10 protein-coding genes are annotated in these 15,042 nt (G+C 55.8%); 5 read left to right on the plus strand and 5 right to left on the minus strand.

All coding sequences use genetic code 11. From position 1 onward, the window contains the following. Positions 1 to 902: 902 nt before the first annotated feature. From glmS to AC6IZD_RS04000, 3 genes are all read right to left on the minus strand, one after another. On the minus strand, positions 903 to 2,777 hold the full coding sequence (glmS, locus tag AC6IZD_RS03990) for a glutamine--fructose-6-phosphate transaminase (isomerizing) (protein WP_497786389.1): 1,875 nt from the start codon (positions 2,775 to 2,777) through the stop codon (positions 903 to 905). 64 nt (positions 2,778 to 2,841) lie between these two features. Continuing rightward, on the minus strand, positions 2,842 to 3,087 hold the full coding sequence (purS, locus tag AC6IZD_RS03995; RefSeq protein ID WP_497786390.1) for a phosphoribosylformylglycinamidine synthase subunit PurS: 246 nt from the start codon (positions 3,085 to 3,087) through the stop codon (positions 2,842 to 2,844). A gap of 63 nt (positions 3,088 to 3,150) precedes the next feature. Beyond that, positions 3,151 to 3,921, minus strand: coding sequence for a LytR/AlgR family response regulator transcription factor (locus AC6IZD_RS04000; protein ID WP_497786391.1), 771 nt, complete (start codon positions 3,919 to 3,921; stop codon positions 3,151 to 3,153). A gap of 112 nt (positions 3,922 to 4,033) precedes the next feature. Between AC6IZD_RS04000 and rlmB the strand changes: the two genes are divergently transcribed. Genes rlmB through AC6IZD_RS04015 form a run of 3 tightly spaced genes read left to right on the plus strand, consistent with a single transcriptional unit; the run spans position 4,034 to position 8,038 of the window. After that, positions 4,034 to 4,813 (plus strand): 23S rRNA (guanosine(2251)-2'-O)-methyltransferase RlmB, encoded by a 780-nt coding sequence (gene rlmB, locus AC6IZD_RS04005; RefSeq protein ID WP_497786392.1) that lies wholly within the window; start codon positions 4,034 to 4,036, stop codon positions 4,811 to 4,813. 2 nt (positions 4,814 to 4,815) lie between these two features. Further along, positions 4,816 to 6,567, plus strand: coding sequence for a M1 aminopeptidase family protein (locus AC6IZD_RS04010; RefSeq protein WP_497786393.1), 1,752 nt, complete (start codon positions 4,816 to 4,818; stop codon positions 6,565 to 6,567). Positions 6,568 to 6,625: 58 nt separating this feature from the next. Further along, positions 6,626 to 8,038, plus strand: a complete 1,413-nt coding sequence (locus AC6IZD_RS04015) for an MBL fold metallo-hydrolase RNA specificity domain-containing protein (RefSeq protein WP_497786394.1) — start codon at positions 6,626 to 6,628, stop codon at positions 8,036 to 8,038. 331 nt (positions 8,039 to 8,369) lie between these two features. Here AC6IZD_RS04015 and AC6IZD_RS04020 read toward each other — a convergent pair whose 3' ends face one another. After that, complete coding sequence (locus AC6IZD_RS04020; RefSeq protein ID WP_497786395.1) at positions 8,370 to 9,596, minus strand: aspartyl protease family protein; 1,227 nt, start codon at positions 9,594 to 9,596, stop codon at positions 8,370 to 8,372. Between the two features lie 115 nt (positions 9,597 to 9,711). Between AC6IZD_RS04020 and AC6IZD_RS04025 the strand changes: the two genes are divergently transcribed. Beyond that, positions 9,712 to 10,266, plus strand: a complete 555-nt coding sequence (locus AC6IZD_RS04025) for a CoA-binding protein (RefSeq protein ID WP_497786396.1) — start codon at positions 9,712 to 9,714, stop codon at positions 10,264 to 10,266. A 189-nt stretch (positions 10,267 to 10,455) separates the two neighbouring features. Then, positions 10,456 to 10,914 carry a DUF4760 domain-containing protein gene (locus AC6IZD_RS04030; protein WP_497786397.1) on the plus strand — a complete coding sequence of 153 codons (459 nt, stop codon included), beginning with the start codon at positions 10,456 to 10,458 and terminating at the stop codon, positions 10,912 to 10,914. 259 nt (positions 10,915 to 11,173) lie between these two features. On the opposite strand, the gene AC6IZD_RS04035 is transcribed toward AC6IZD_RS04030, so the two are convergent. Beyond that, positions 11,174 to 14,800: a TonB-dependent receptor domain-containing protein gene (locus AC6IZD_RS04035; protein WP_497786398.1), complete on the minus strand. Its 3,627-nt coding sequence runs from the start codon at positions 14,798 to 14,800 to the stop codon at positions 11,174 to 11,176. Positions 14,801 to 15,042: the final 242 nt, after the last annotated feature.

Here is a 15,042-nt window from a genome sequence, read left to right on the forward strand (position 1 = left end):
GGGTACCATAGTGCGCTGACCGCTCTTGTAAAGCCATGCCGCACCAGCCACGATTGCGACGAGAACGATTGTCCAAGCCAGGCGACGCTGATGCATGCAGGCCGACTCCTCTGGTAAACGAATGCAAAACAGCCCTTCCCGTTCATTATCCAGAGACCCGGTACGTCGGGGTAGCAGAATCGTTTGAGAGTTTGGAATGCATGCCTGCCAAGGATGCGACGGCTGGACTTGGCACCCCCAAGTTGGAAGAAGGGGCAGGATTCGAATGGAATCGCTTGCAGCAATGAATGGGCACGCATGCAAGATTCACTCGATTTAACAGCGACTTGCAGGCGTCCCATGATCTGTGTGGCAGCTTAACTCTGCATCAGCGGCAGCATATCTCTGCACTGGGTGGCAGGATTGATTGCTCCCAGCAAGAACGACCTCAGTGACACTCGAACAGGAACTTCATGCATTACGTTCCAAGCGGGATTCGCTGCTCCTTAGGCCTCAGCGCGAGAAGAACCGCTAATGACGGATCCGCCAGACATCAAAAGGGGCACTATGATCTGTGCCCCAGTCTGCGAAATTGTTACACAGTAGGTGAAATTGTTGAACAGTAGGCGAAACTATTAAGCGCCTCCAGTGCGGCAGCCCGTCGGCCGGGGGGAGCCCTTGATGGCTATGATTTTTGATCAGTCGAGTGTGGTTACGTTGCTCCGTTGCAGTTATGTATTGCCTACTCTGCCTGACCACCGGTCATTACGACGGAGAATAAGTCAGATGCGATTTGTCACAAATTTCCGTAATTTTACTGATTTAGTCACTTTGAGGAGACTTCGCTATTTACGCGGCTTACCGATGCCCAAAATTTCCATAATTTTAGTAAATTTACGCGCCGCATCTCGTAGTTTGGGCAGTTATTCCACGGTTACAGATTTTGCAAGGTTTCGTGGCTGATCGACATCGCATCCGCGGCGTACGGCAATGTGGTATGCCAGCAGTTGTAGCGGCACAATTTCCAAAATTGGAAGCAGAAGCTCGGGCGCGTGAGGAATGGAAATCACGTGGTCCGCTGCCTCCTTAATGTCCTCGTCCCCGTGAGTTGCAATGGCAATCACACGTCCGGAGCGAGCCTTGACTTCCTTCAAATTCGAAATCGTTTTCTCGTATCGCTGTACCGATGCGGGATCATCTTTGTCCTGAGTGGCAATAACGACGACAGGCAGGTCCTCATCGATAAGTGCGTTCGGACCATGTTTCATTTCGCCAGCAGCGTACCCTTCGGCGTGAATGTAGGAGATTTCCTTCAGTTTCAGAGCGCCTTCCAGTGCAATCGGGAAGTGGATCCCGCGCCCAAGGAAAAGGAAGTCCTGTACTCGCTGATACGTGCGCGCCAGTTCCTCGATCTCGTCTTCGTGCGAAAGTACTCCCTCAAGATGTCCAGGAATCTTTGAGAGTTGCTGGGTCAACTTCACAGCTTCTTCTTCGCAGATTGTGCCACGGACTTGCGCGAGGCGAAGCGCAAACAGGAATAGCGCAACCAACTGGGCAGTGAATGCTTTCGTCGAGGCAACGCCGATCTCGGGGCCCGCATGTGTGTAGATGGTTCCATCGGCTTCACGCGCAATCATCGCACCTACCACATTGCAGATGGCGATTGTCTTGGCTCCGAGTGCCTTTGATTCGCGTTGCGCGGCGATCGTGTCCGCAGTTTCTCCAGACTGCGTGATCACCATCGTCATTTCATTCTTGTCGATGAGCGGATTGCGGTAGCGGAATTCGCTGGCATAGTCCACTTCAACTGGAACACGCGCAAGGCGTTCAATCATGTATTTGCCAGCGAGTCCAGCGTGCCAACTCGTTCCGCAAGCGGCGATGTTCAGCTTCTTCAAATTGCGGAACTCTTCATCCGACACGTCCATATGCTCGAGGAAAACTTTCCCCGTATCGAACGAAACTCTTCCCATGGCGGTGTCGCGGACTGCACGTGGCTGCTCATAAATTTCCTTGAGCATGAAGTGCTTGTAGCCGCCCTTCTCGGCCATTATCGGATCCCAGGTGATGTGCTGAACTTCGCGCTGAACCGGCTTGCCATCAAAATCCGTGAGTGTCACGCCTTCAGGCGTAAGCACGGCGAGATCGCCATCACCGAGGAAGAATAAGTCACGCGTGTGGAACAGGATTGCCGGGACATCGCTAGCAACAAAATACTCGTCTTTGCCCAATCCAATTACGGCAGGCGGGCCATTTCGTGCGGCGATGATCTTGTTCGGTTCGTCGCTGCAAATCACGGAGAGTGCGAAGACGCCGCTCAGCTGCTTCACTGTAATGCGCACAGCTTCTTCAAGAGAGACCTTTTTGTCGGGATTCTCGAGAAGGTAGTACTTCTCAACCAGGTGCGCGATGACTTCAGTGTCAGTCTCGGTTTTGTAGGTATGGCCCTCATCGCGAAGTTGCTTCTTCAGTGTCAGGTAGTTCTCAACGATTCCGTTGTGAACTACGACAATCTTCCCGGTGCAATCACGATGTGGATGGGCGTTTTCTTCGCTCGGCCGTCCATGAGTAGCCCAGCGCGTGTGACCGATACCGTACGTGCCCTCGATCGAATCGAGGCGAATCACCTCTTCAAGGTTGCGCAACTTGCCTTCGGCGCGGCGAATTTGCAGGCCGTTCTTTCCGCCAGCCACTGCAATGCCGGCCGAATCGTAACCGCGATATTCAAGACGGCGCAGGCCATCAATGATTACCGGAACGACTTGCTTCTTGCCAACGTATCCAACAATTCCGCACATGGGCGACTCCCTAAAATTGTAAAAACCCGCATTGGCGGGTTAAGTTTCAGCTCTGGGATTCCAGTTAGTCTTCGATTGAATAATGAAAATCTTCGATCACTGGATTGGTAAGGATTTCGCGGGCCATGCGCTCGACCTCTGCGCGCGCGGCATCACGTTCTAAGCTGCCGTCGAGCGACAATTCGAAATACTTGCCCTGGCGAACATCAGCAACGCCCTTGTACCCCATCTTGGTCAAAGCGCCCTGAATCGTTTTCCCCTGTGGATCGAGGACACTTTTTTTCATCGACACGTAAACGTAGGCTTTCATGGATACCTCTGATTATACCCGTCCGGCCGAGAGTTTCTGGTGGCAAGCGAGCGAAATCTGGTTCTACAGGCCGAAAAGATCGCGCAATCGCCGGGTCTGTGCGCGGCTGACCGGGATTTCCGTCTGCTTCTTGTCGTCCATTCGTATCTGGTAGCTGCTTTTGAACCACGGCACGACTTCTTTGATTCGATTGATGTTCACTAGATACGAACGATGCGCTCGCCAGAAAAGATTTGGGTCAAGCGAGGCCAAGAGTTCTTCTAGTGTGCGGCAATTAGATTGCCCTTCCATGTTCTGCGCCACAACAGTAATTACGCCGTCTTCGATCGACGCGAAACATATTTCCTTCTGATCGACGAGGAACAGGCGGTTGTTCGCCTTCAGCAATATCTTGGTGGTCTGAGGCTTTTGCTGCTCTAGGAGTTTTACCAGTGTGTCGAGGCGTTCGTTTGGCGGAACATCCGTGTCCAGCGCCTTGCGGGCTTTTTCAACTGCCTGGTAAACGCGCTTCTTGTCGTAGGGTTTCAGGAGGTAATCCAGCGCGCTGACCTCGAATGCCTTTACCGCGTACTGGTCAAATGCCGTAGAGAAAACAATGTTGGGTAACGGAATCTTCTTCTCAAGGAGTTTCTTGATTACCGCAAAGCCGTCCAGTCCTGGCATTTGTACGTCCAGGAACACAAGATCGGGCGAGCACTCCTTGATCAGGTTCACGGCATCAATGCCGTTCTTGCCCTGGCCAATTATGTCGACGTCCTCTAGATCGCGTAGCAGATATGAGAGCTCATCTCTCGCGAGCTCTTCGTCGTCGACGATGATGACGGATAGCGACATTCGGCAACCTCAATCAGTACAGACGAGTATAGAACGCCCGGGGGTGCTGGAAAAGTGGGTGTGGCATTTTTGCAACGGAAGCTAAGCGCATGTGCCGTACACTAGATGAGTTATGAGTGAAGTCCTCTACGGTATTCATGCTATAGGCGAGGCCCTGAAGCGCGGTGGCCGACGCTTTGATTATGTTGCGGTGTCCCGAGACCGCACTGACCATCGACTACAGAACATCATCGACGATTGCAGGGCGCAGGGAATCAGCGTGCGTTTCGTTCCTCGCGAAGATATAGATCGTGAGACCCGGACGAACACACATCAGGGTGTCATGGCCATTACCTCACGCAAGGAATACTCCGGCGTGGAGGAGTTACTCGAACAGAAACACGGCGAACACAACTTCCTGCTCGTCCTCGACGGCGTCGAAGACCCGCACAATCTTGGGGCGTTGATTCGTTCTGCCGACGGAGCAGGCGTGGATGGGGTTGTGATTCCCGAGCGCCGTGCTGCGGGGATCACAGGAACGGTCGTCAAGGCTTCCGCGGGCGCGAGTGAAAATCTCAGCGTAGCTCGCGTGGTGAACATCGCACGCACGCTTGAGGAATTGAAGGACCAGAACGTCTGGATTGTGGGACTCGACGAGCGCGGGGACAAGACCTACGACGAAGTGGATTACAACATGAACTGCGCCATTGTTCTAGGCGCTGAAGGCAAAGGATTGCACGACCTCGTGCGCCGCAAGTGCGACATCTTGGTTTCTATCCCGATGATGGGCGCTGTTTCTTCTCTGAATGTCTCTGTCGCCGGCGGAATCGTGATGTACGAAGTGCAGCGGCAGCGTCGGTCGGCGCAAAGGCCTGCCGTCCAGAAGTCTGCAAAGAAGAAGAGAGAGGAATAGCTGTGCCGTCCTTGCTTCGGTTGTGGCTGTTGGTGGTGGTGTGCGCTGTCGGAGTAACACCAGGATGGGCGCTGGATCGAAATGCTTTCAGCTTCACACGATATGACCTGCAAGCGACGGTCGATCCGCATCAACACGGTCTGTCGGTGGATGGAAAGCTAGAGCTACGCAACATCTCCAAGCAGCCGCAACACGAAGTTGTTCTGCAGATTTCCAGTTCTTTGCGCTGGCTATCGGTGACCATAGGCGGAGCGCCTGTTGAGTGGTTGAGCCAAACTTACACCAGTGACATTGACCACACCGGCCAACTGAGCGAGGCCATCGTGAAGTTGGAGAAGCCAGTCGCCGCAGGCAACACCGTGCAGCTTGGGGTTCGGTACGCGGGCACGGTGGACAAGAGTAGTGGTCGGCTGGAGCGCATTGGGACTCCTGAGGACGTGGCTGTTCGTAGTGACTGGGACGCTATTGGCGATAACTTTACCGCTTTCAGGGGCGTCGGATTTGTAGCGTGGTATCCGGTGTCAATGGATGCGGCGAATGTCCTGCGAGGCAATGAACTGTTCGAGACCTTGCGCGAGTGGCGCGAACGCCAGTCTTCGTCGGTATTACATGTTCACATCGCAACGCCTACTCAACCCGAGGATGACGATTCCAGATTCGCGTTTGTTACCAATGGCTCTGAAGGTAAAACAGGCAAGGAAATCACGGACGAGTTCCGCGGCGTTGATCCCGTAATTGTGTTGCTGAATGATCCGGCGGAGACTACGGATCGGCCGAGGGTGGCGGGGTATTACACAGCGGGGCATACCGGGTTTGCTCGGGACTACATGTCGGCTATCGAGTCGGTGGCGCCACCGCTGCAGGAGTGGTTCGGGGCTCCGCGAAGCAAGGTGGTTGTGGTGGAACTCACCGATCCCAACGCTCTGCCGTATGACGCCGGGTCGTACTACTTCGTGCCCTTAAAGTCGGTGACGCACACGGCAGCCGAAGTGGCAATGGCACGTCCGGTGGTTCATACGATGGTGGACTCACCGCGTCTGTGGATTCGTGAGGGGCTGGCCAACTTCGGGCAGGCGCTCATCCGAGAGCGTCAGGCAGGACGTCGGGCTGCACTGGCGTATCTGGGCCAGTTTGCCTCGGCGCTGGCCGTGGCCGAGCAGCAATCACACACCGCCCCGCAGGTGGGAGAGAACCACAAGGATGATGAGCTTCCTGGCAGTGGCCCGCAGCCGCTCATCTCAACTGCTGACGAACTGTTCCTACATACCAAGTCCGCATTCGTCTGGTGGATGCTGCGTGACATGGTGGGCGACCGGGCGCTGCAGGCGGCGCTCGCTCAGTATCGAGCGGCGAATGACCGCGACTCAGGATACGTGCAGCACCTCGTCGAGAAGCAGGTAGCAGGGAAGCGTGACCTGGAGACCTTCTTCGATGATTGGGTGTATCGCGACCGCGGCTTGCCGCAACTCCATGTGGATTCGGCTTACGTGCGCCAGACGCTTGGACAGCAGACGGTAACAGCCGTGACTATCGAGAACCAAGGTGAAGCCTGGTGTGAAGTTCCGGTCGCAGTGCGTGCTGCTGGACGTGAGAGCACGCAACGCGTGGTGGTTCCGGCCAAACAGAAGGCGATCGTGCGAGTGCCATTCGACATGACGCCGACGGAAGCCGAGGTAAACGACGGCAGTGTTCCCGAAGCGGAGCGTCGTGACAACGTGATTCCCGTGACGACCTCTCCTGCGCCTGCGCAATAACATCGTTGCAAGTTCCCTCTGAACGTCCTAAGGTGGTGTGTCGTTCAGGGGGAATAACGTGAGCTACATTCAATTCCTCGGCGCTGCTGGAACGGTTACAGGTTCCAAACACCTCATTCGGACCTCATCCTTTCAACTTCTGGTGGACTGCGGACTCTTTCAGGGTAAGAAAGAGTGGCGGCTGAAGAACTGGACTGATTTGCCAGTTCCGGCAAAGACCGTTGATGCCGTCATCCTGACTCATGCTCACCTGGACCACTGCGGCTGGCTCCCTCGTCTGTACAAGGAAGGCTTCGAAGGCACTATTTACGCTACTCCGGCGACGGTTGATCTGTGCGGCATCATCCTGCCTGACTCTGGCTACTTACAGGAGGAAGACGCGGCATTCCACAACAAGCACAAGAGCTCCAAGCACACGCCCGCGTTGCCGCTGTACACGATGGAGGAGGCGCAACGGTGCATGTCTCGGTTCCGCGCGGTGCCGTTCGGCGAGACGGTGAAACTGGCGGATGGCATCAGCTTCCGCTTCGTGAGCTCGGCACACATTCTGGGTGCGGCGATGGCCGAGATCTCCTTGAGGGAGAATGGCTCGTCACGCACATTGCTGTTCACCGGAGATATCGGGCGCGTGCGCAATAGCAAGATCGCTCCAGGCAAGGTCGTTCACTCCGGACCGACCGAGGGCGAGTCGCCGGATGTCTTGGTGATGGAATCGACTTACGGAAACCGCGAGCATCCGGATGCGGACGTGATGCCCGAAATGGCTGCCCTGATCAACGCAACCGTGAAGCGCGGCGGCACAATCGTCGTTCCGGCATTTGCGGTGGAGCGCACGCAGAAGTTCCTCTTCATGCTCAAGCAGTTGATGGAGCAACGACAGATTCCGCGCATTCCCGTGTATGCGGATTCGCCGATGGGGATTCACTCGGTGCAGATCTTCCTGAAGCACTCAGAGGAGTTCACTGCTGAGACGCGCGACTTGATCTCTCGCTATGGTTCTCCGCTGTCATGGCCGGAGTTTCACTTCGCCAGCACGCCGCAAGAATCGAAGCGGATCAACGACAGTCACTTTCCGGCGATTATCGTCTCCTCGAACGGCATGTGCATGGGCGGACGCATTCAGCATCACTTGATTCAACGCTTGCCAGACCCGCGCAACCTGATCATGTTCATCGGCTATCAAGCGGCGGAAACGCGCGGACGCCAAATCAAGGACGGCGCGCGCGAGGTCAAGATATTCGGAGAGATTGTTCCGGTGCGCGCGCAAGTCGCGTCACTCGAACAGTTCAGTGACCACGCAGACGCGAGCGAACTGCTGGAATGGCTGCACACGTTTAAGAAAACTCCGAACACGACTCACATCGTTCACGGCGAACCTGACTCAGCCGAAGCCTTGCAGCAGTCGATTGAAAAAGAGCTGAAATGGAACGTCGATGTGGCGAAATATATGCAGAAGGCGGAGGTCGATTAGACCCCGCCTCCCCCCCCCCCATATTTCCCGCCAAAAATTTGAAAACAAGGTACTTACGTCTGACCTATAAAGGCGATCCCGAGCAGAAATGCTCTCTATTTCAGGATAACAAGTTGGGCAGGCAATCCCCTCAGCATGCCGCAAAGTTTATGCGCTTTGAACAGAGGTGTTTACGAGAAAATGTCGGCATCCGAGGGTTGACAAGCTTTGACGCGGCGGCAATCGGGCGATTCTTTTCTTGAAGCGTCATCGCAGTGTAGGCACCTTGCTATCCCAGGTTAACTACGCCTCGCTACGTGAACCTGGGGTACTCATTGTTCTTTCGGAAACATCACCGGTCTTCGACGCTCAACTGCATCTTTGCGAAGTCGATAGTAACTGGACGCGCTTGCATTATGAGATCAAATCCCATGTTTCCTGCGGCCCAATTGCTGGTCTCTGTTGTGGCTTTGAGCAGGACCGTAGCCGGTGCGAGTTCGACTTCTTTTCCAAGCGAGAACCTGACTGACTGTAACTCGACAGATTCCTGAAGAGTGCTTCCGGAAAAACCGGTCAGTCTCCGCTGCTTCTTAGTCCCGGTGCGCATCAGTTCTGGAAATGTCTTCGCAAAGACTGGCCCCAGATAGGTCGTTTCAGCTCCCGTATCGAAAGTGAAGCTGAGTGTTTTTCCATTGAAGCCCATTTGCGTCAAGGGCGTTATGCCGTCAAAGGCTAGCGGAACACTTCTAGCCGGGACGGGGCTGGAGCCTTTGCCAATCTGGATGTGATCGTCGTTGTCAATGCGAACTGCTCCCAATGCAATCAAGACTGAGATTCCGAGTACTCCCTTGTGTGTCGGGGGCAGATCGGCGAATGGTGTGTTCGCGTCCGGATAAACGGCAAAGGCAACATTCTTCAGATGAGTCTTTCCGAGCCACAAGTCCGAAAGATGAGCCAGACGCATCGAAGAAGAAACCCCACTCACGTCAGACATCTTCGACGTGGTCTCCTCTACCTGCAGACCCAATCTGCGCGCCTCGGAATCGGAGATTACGGATAGTCCTGCTCCGGAGTCCAAGAGGTAGGTGGCAGCTACTCCATTGATTGTTACAGGCAAGAAGAGATTGTTGCCGATTACCTCGCCCTGAACGGTTGAGATTCTGCTGCTCGCGACCTTCAAGTCGGGATGCTTGGCAAGCGCAGCAAAGAGTGAATGCATTGCGCGCGTGTCTTGTACGTCGGGCTTCTCAGAAATAGTGCGCTCAAGTTGCGCCAGTGCTTCTCGATATCGTCCATTTCTGAAATACATTGTGCCGAGTGCCTCAAGCGCTTCGATGGCCGTGTCGCCGTGCGGCATGCGACGAATCACGGCATTGAGTTCATGTTCGGCGTCAACTTGTTGATTGAGGCTGGAATTCAGGACACCGAGGCAAAGCGAAGAACCTCCGCTAACCGCTAAGTGCTGCTGTAATTGGAACCAATCGCGAGAACCGCAGGAGCCAGGGACGTTCTGAGCTTGTGTACGGAGGGAGGTGCCTGTAAGCAATACAACCGCTATCAGAACAGTGCGTAGTTGCATGCGCGAATTGTAGTGCAGCTCTGGAGACAAATCGCTGATTATTAGCAGTGTTAGCTCATAGTCCGTGCTCCTTGAGAGGGGCTGGATTCCCGGTTCGGGATCGCAGCTGGCTTGAATGCGGTCAATCACTGCGCCTGCGCAACTTTCGGACGAAGATTACAACCTATGGGGGTTCAGTATGGCGCAGGCGAATGTGTCTCTGAGTACGATTGAGAACTTCCTGAAGCAGAAGCGGATTGCTTTTGTAGGGCTCTCGCGCGACCGTCACAGCATTGGCGCGGTGCTGGTGAAGGAGTTTCGGCGGCGTGGGTGCGAGGTGTTTGCGGTGAATCCCAATGTGGCGGAGGTATTGGGACAACTGTGCTTTGCGCGTGTGCAGGATATTCAGCCTGTGCCGGACGGAGCGCTGTTGCTGACATCTCCTACGGTGACTGACGCGGTGGTACGCGATTGTGCGGATGCTGGAATCAAACGGATTTGGATGTACAGAGGCGGTGGGCAGGGAGCGGTCAGTGAGAAGGCCGTTGAGTTCTGCCGCGAGCGGGGTATGGCGGTAGTGCCGGGGCAGTGTCCGCTCATGTATCTGGACCCGGTGCGCGGAGTGCATTGGTTTCATCGGTTGTTGGTCAAGGTGAGTGGGGCGTATCCGCAGATGGCGGCAGGGCGGTAGGGGTGATGGAGCGCAGTATTCTCCCAGGTTAGCGCCCGACGAAAGGGCACCATTGGGGCAGTGAGGTTTGAGCGGAATAGGGGACGTTCGCTTCGCTCAGGATGACACCCTGTTGTTGCTTAGCAAGAAACGCGCTCTACAAGAGCCAAGGGTATGATTGAGTTCTGGAGTTCACAGGAGGACTGACCAATGGCAAGAGCACGGAAAGCAACTGCAGCGGATGCCGAGCTTTGCATAAAGCTGTATGAAATGCGGCGCGAGGCAGAGATGCGCAAGGCACGAAATTTCGTCAACTACGAATTCAAGCCGAAGGACGCAGGGGATGTGCTGCAGTTGGTCCAGGCGATCGGGACGCAGGAAAATGCGTGGGCACGCCAGGTGTTTTCGTACTGGGAGAATGCGGCTTCGCTGATTCTGAATGATGTGGTGCATCCTGCGCTGTTCTTTACGTGGAACGGCGAGATGGTGTATGTGTATGCGAAGTACAAGCCGTTTCTGAAGGAGATTCGGCAGGCGCTGGACAATCCGATGTTTCTTTCGGGGGTCGAGAAGGCTGTCAATGGGGCTCCTGAGGCGAAGAAGCGCGTGCAAATGATTCAGAAGCGCATTGCGAAGATGGCAGAAAAGGTGAAGGTCGCGAAAGCATAGGACGTCGCCACGATTGAATGAGCCCCACTTTTTGTGGGGCTTCTTGTTATGGCGTGAAATCGCAGCACGACACTGATCTCTGCCGAACAGGAGCCCGGGAGGAACCTGGGTAGGTGACCTGGAATCGCCGTTGGAGATTTGAGCCGAGGAAGGGATCCTTCGCTTCGCTCAGGATGACGCTCGAGACGGATAAGCGGCGGGCCATAAAAAATCCCCGCCCTAGCGAGCTAGGACGGGGCACCCTGGTGAGAGGTGAAGGTTAGAAGGTGAATTTGGCAGCGAGCTGGATTTGGCGTGGCGGCATGGCATTGACGATTTGTCCGAAGCCGATGCTGCTGATGTTGCCGTTGACTGCGGCTGCTCCGAAGAACTGTGCGTGGTTGAAGACGTTGAAAGCCTCCATGCGGAGTTGAATCATTTTGCTTTCGGTGATGGCGATTTCCTTCTGCAAGGAGGCGTCGAAGTTCTCGAGTCCGGGGCCGTAGAAGAAGCGGCGTGGAGCGTTTCCGAGTGTGCCAAGTTCCGGCACAGAGAACAGCGACGTGTTGAAGGCGGCCTGTCGGACTCCTGCTACGGTGTGGCGCGGGTCGCGGTTGATGGCGAGGTTTCCGGGGGTGTAGTAGGGGGTATCCACTCCGTTGTTGTTGATGCCGTTGGGCATGGATCCGAGCAGGGAACTGTCGGTGTTGTTGTAGAGCGTGACGGGCAAGCCGGAGGCAAAGCGAGTGATTCCGGAGATAGACCATCCGTTGGTCCAGCGGTTTTGCTTGCCGGTGAGGCGAGCGAAGGGAAGTGCGTAGCGATAGCTGGCCACGAAGTTGTGGCGAAGGTCGAAGGCGGAGATGGCTTTGCTCATTGCAGCACCCATCGGATACACGGGCTCGGAGAGGCTCGATGAGGAATCAAGCGACTTGCCGTAGGTGTAGCCCGCCATCAGATCGAGCGTCTTGCTGTTGTGGCGAAGTGTAGCTTCGAACGAGTTGTAGTTGGAGAAGCCAACCGTCTTCTGGTAGGTGATTCCGTCGAAATCGGAGCTAAATGGGCCACGGACCTGAACGGTGGAACCGTCGGCGCGGGTGAAGGTGCCGCCTTCGGAGAACTGTCCGCAGGTAGCCGTGCCGGGAGCAACCTGGTTCTGCTGGCTCACGCTGAGGCAGAGCGCGGCGTTGCCGGGATTGGCGGAGGTGAGGACCAGAAGGTGGTGAGCCTGCGAGCCTACGTAGGCGAGTTTGAGGACCGTGTTATGCGCAAGTTCGCGTTCGATGGAGAGATTGTAGCTCTCGGTATAAGGAGAAGTGTTGCGGTAGTAGAAAGCGGGGTCGCCGGTGATGGGGTTGTATTTCGACCAGTCCACAGTGTTGTTGGGGTGTGAGGCGGATGCACCGAAAGTTGGGATTGGCGACGGATAGGGCTGTCCGTTGCTGAGTCCGGTCATGGCGGAAACAAATGGCTCGTCGAATTTTGGGTGTCCGCTGGTGCTGTCGTAATCGTAGCCGTAGGGAGCGCAGGCACTCATGATTCCGGCGGAGAGGCCTTCGAACGCCGAGTAGAAGACTCCGAAGCCACCTTTGATGCTGCTCTTACCGGAGGGGCCGAAGATCTTTTCGAGAACGGGATCGCGGAAGGTGGGTGAGTAGGTGAAGCCGAAGCGCGGCGAGAAGTTATCCCACTTCGTGGGTGCGAGGGTGGAGGGAACGCCGGGATCGCCGGGGAAGACCATTCCCTTGGGCGCGCCGGGATAGACGATTGACTGCTGTCCGAGAACGAATGTCTGAAGCTGGTTGTACTTCTCGTGCCAGGGGGGAAGGACATCCCAGCGGAGGCCGTAGTTGAGCGTGAGGTTGGGGCGGACTTTCCAGCTATCCTGCGCAAAGGCTCCGATGTATTTGTTGCGAATATAGAACGGGCTGGCATCGCCTTGTTCGTAGGTGCTGGCTACGCCGAGCAGGAAATCGGCGAAATCGGATCCGGTTTCGGTGCCGTTGAAGACGAACGATCCGTTGTTGATGGAGTTGGAATCGATGTTCACCTGATCGAGGTGGAGGCTGGCTCCGAGCTTCAGGGTGTGGTTGCCAATGACTCGCGAGAGATTATCGCTCCACTGGAAGGTGTTGTTGACCTGTCGCTCCCCGGTGACATCGACGCCAATGGTGAAGTCGTTGAAAGCTACGTTTTCGATGCCTTCAGTGCTCTTGTTGAGAGGAACGATTCCGAGGCAGTTGTAGTCGGTGCCGGAGCACTCTTTGAAACCTTGCGAGGCGAGCGAGGGGCCGACGCCTCCGGCGGGCTTGCCGATTACGTTGTAGTCGCGCATGTAACTGAAGCGCGCTTCATTGACGGTGTTCGCGCCAAAAGTGCGCGTGAGTCCAAGGCTGATGAGTTGGGCGCGGCCGTTGGAGACGGCGTTGAAGCCCGGGACGTTCGCTCCGCCTTGTGCGGCGGGGTAGGGATTGTCGAGCGTGTACTGGTCAAAGAAGTAGTAGGCCGAGAGATTGCCAAGTCGGGTATTTACGTCAAAACGAGCGGCAGCCTTGTTGTCGCCAAGAGTTTCGTTCTGCGCGGAGTTGGAGAAGAGGTTTGAGGCAACGTTGGCTCGTGGGATGTAGGCCAGCAGCTTTGAGGCAGGAGAGGACCAGACTGACGTGGGGATCTTCGCGTTCGGGAAAACGCACTGCGAGGTGTCGGTACATCCGGCGGTGTAGTAGGGCATTCCGGCGGTTACGTTTTGTCCGAGCTTGGCCGAAAGCTGATTGGCCCAGTAGGTTGTGCTGACGGTTCCGGTGAGCTGGCTGGAGAGATCGGCGAGGTTGCCGGAGCGTGCGGCGTCGCTAGGGATGGAGATATTTCCGGTTTCCTGCCCCTGAGTCATCGTGGTGCCCTGGTAGTCAACGAAGAAGTACGCCTTGTTTTTGCGAATGGGGCCGCCGAGGGTGCCGCCATATTGATTGCGCTCGTAGCTGGCACGGTCAGTTGCGAAGTAGTTGCGGGCGTCGAGCGCGGTATTGCGAAGGAATTCGAAGGCGCTGCCGTGGAGTTGATTGCTGCCGGATTTCGTGGTGACGAGGACTTGTCCGCCGCTGAAATTTCCGTATTCAGCGTCGAAGTTGCTGGTGATGACCTTGAAGTCCTGGATGGAGTCGAGATTAGGGACAACGGCGGTGCCGTTGTTGAAGTCCTCTTCGACAGCCGAGCCGTTCACAGCAAAGCCATTGCTGGTTTCACGTTGTCCGCTGACAGAAAGATTACCGGGATTGAGGTCGCCAGAGGGCGGTGTAGCGGTGCATCCGGACATGACGACAGCGTTGGGCTGCGCGGAACTGGCGGGGATTACGCCGGGCTGGAGAGCTAGCAGGTCGGTAAAGCTGCGTCCGTTGAGCGGGACGGCCGTCATCTTTTCGGCCGTGATGGTCTCGCCAATCTGAGTGTTCGTGGTGTCGAGCGTCGGCATTTCTACGGTGACACTCATCGACTCCGTTTGGGTTTCGAGCTGCAATTGGATGTCGAGCGTGACATCGGCGCCCGAGGCCGTGTCAATTGCGCGGCGACTTGCCTGCTGAAATCCCACTTCGCTGAAATCGATGTCGTAGCGACCTGGGGGAAGGGGAATCGAGTAGATGCCTTCAGAGCCTGTAGTGACTTCGACGACTGCGCCAGTGGTGAGATTGCGTGCGTGAACTTTAACTCCGGGAACAACGGCGCCGGAAGGATCGGACACCTGGCCGCGAAGCGTGGACGCGCTCTCGCTCGAGGCGAAGGTGAACAGCGCGGAAAGTAGAATGAATAAGGCTAGAGAGAGGGTAATGCGTATTGCCGAGGACTTCGGGCGACGATACATAAAGGCGACTCCGGCGATCACTTGCTGTACGAAAATGAAAATCGTTTTCAATTTCATTATCCTACAACTCTGAACCAATATCGCCTGTGACCGTTATCACGTTCAGAAGTGAGATTTGACGCTGGAGAAGACCGTAATCGGCTTTGTCTTTGCGAACGCGCCGAATATAATCACGAGTTCTATTCCTGCCGACCTTAAAACGTCGGCTGTTTTCCATCGCAACAAATCCGCAGGCGGATGTGCGTTGGGGTGCGTCGGTCTGCAAATGCGAGCGAAGGCTCGTGCCGTCCTTA

The organism is Koromonas humicola, assembly GCF_059726255.1.

Bases quoted from the DNA above. Each gene is read 5' to 3' on its own strand.
- glmS (WP_497786389.1), bottom strand. From the start codon at position 2,777: ATGTGCGGAATTGTTGGATACGTTGGCAAGAAGCAAGTCGTTCCGGTA.
- purS (WP_497786390.1), bottom strand. From the start codon at position 3,087: ATGAAAGCCTACGTTTACGTGTCGATGAAAAAAAGTGTCCTCGATCCA.
- AC6IZD_RS04000 (WP_497786391.1), bottom strand. From the start codon at position 3,921: ATGTCGCTATCCGTCATCATCGTCGACGACGAAGAGCTCGCGAGAGAT.
- rlmB (WP_497786392.1), top strand. From the start codon at position 4,034: ATGAGTGAAGTCCTCTACGGTATTCATGCTATAGGCGAGGCCCTGAAG.
- AC6IZD_RS04020 (WP_497786395.1), bottom strand. From the start codon at position 9,596: ATGCAACTACGCACTGTTCTGATAGCGGTTGTATTGCTTACAGGCACC.
- AC6IZD_RS04025 (WP_497786396.1), top strand. From the start codon at position 9,712: ATGCGGTCAATCACTGCGCCTGCGCAACTTTCGGACGAAGATTACAAC.
- AC6IZD_RS04030 (WP_497786397.1), top strand. From the start codon at position 10,456: ATGGCAAGAGCACGGAAAGCAACTGCAGCGGATGCCGAGCTTTGCATA.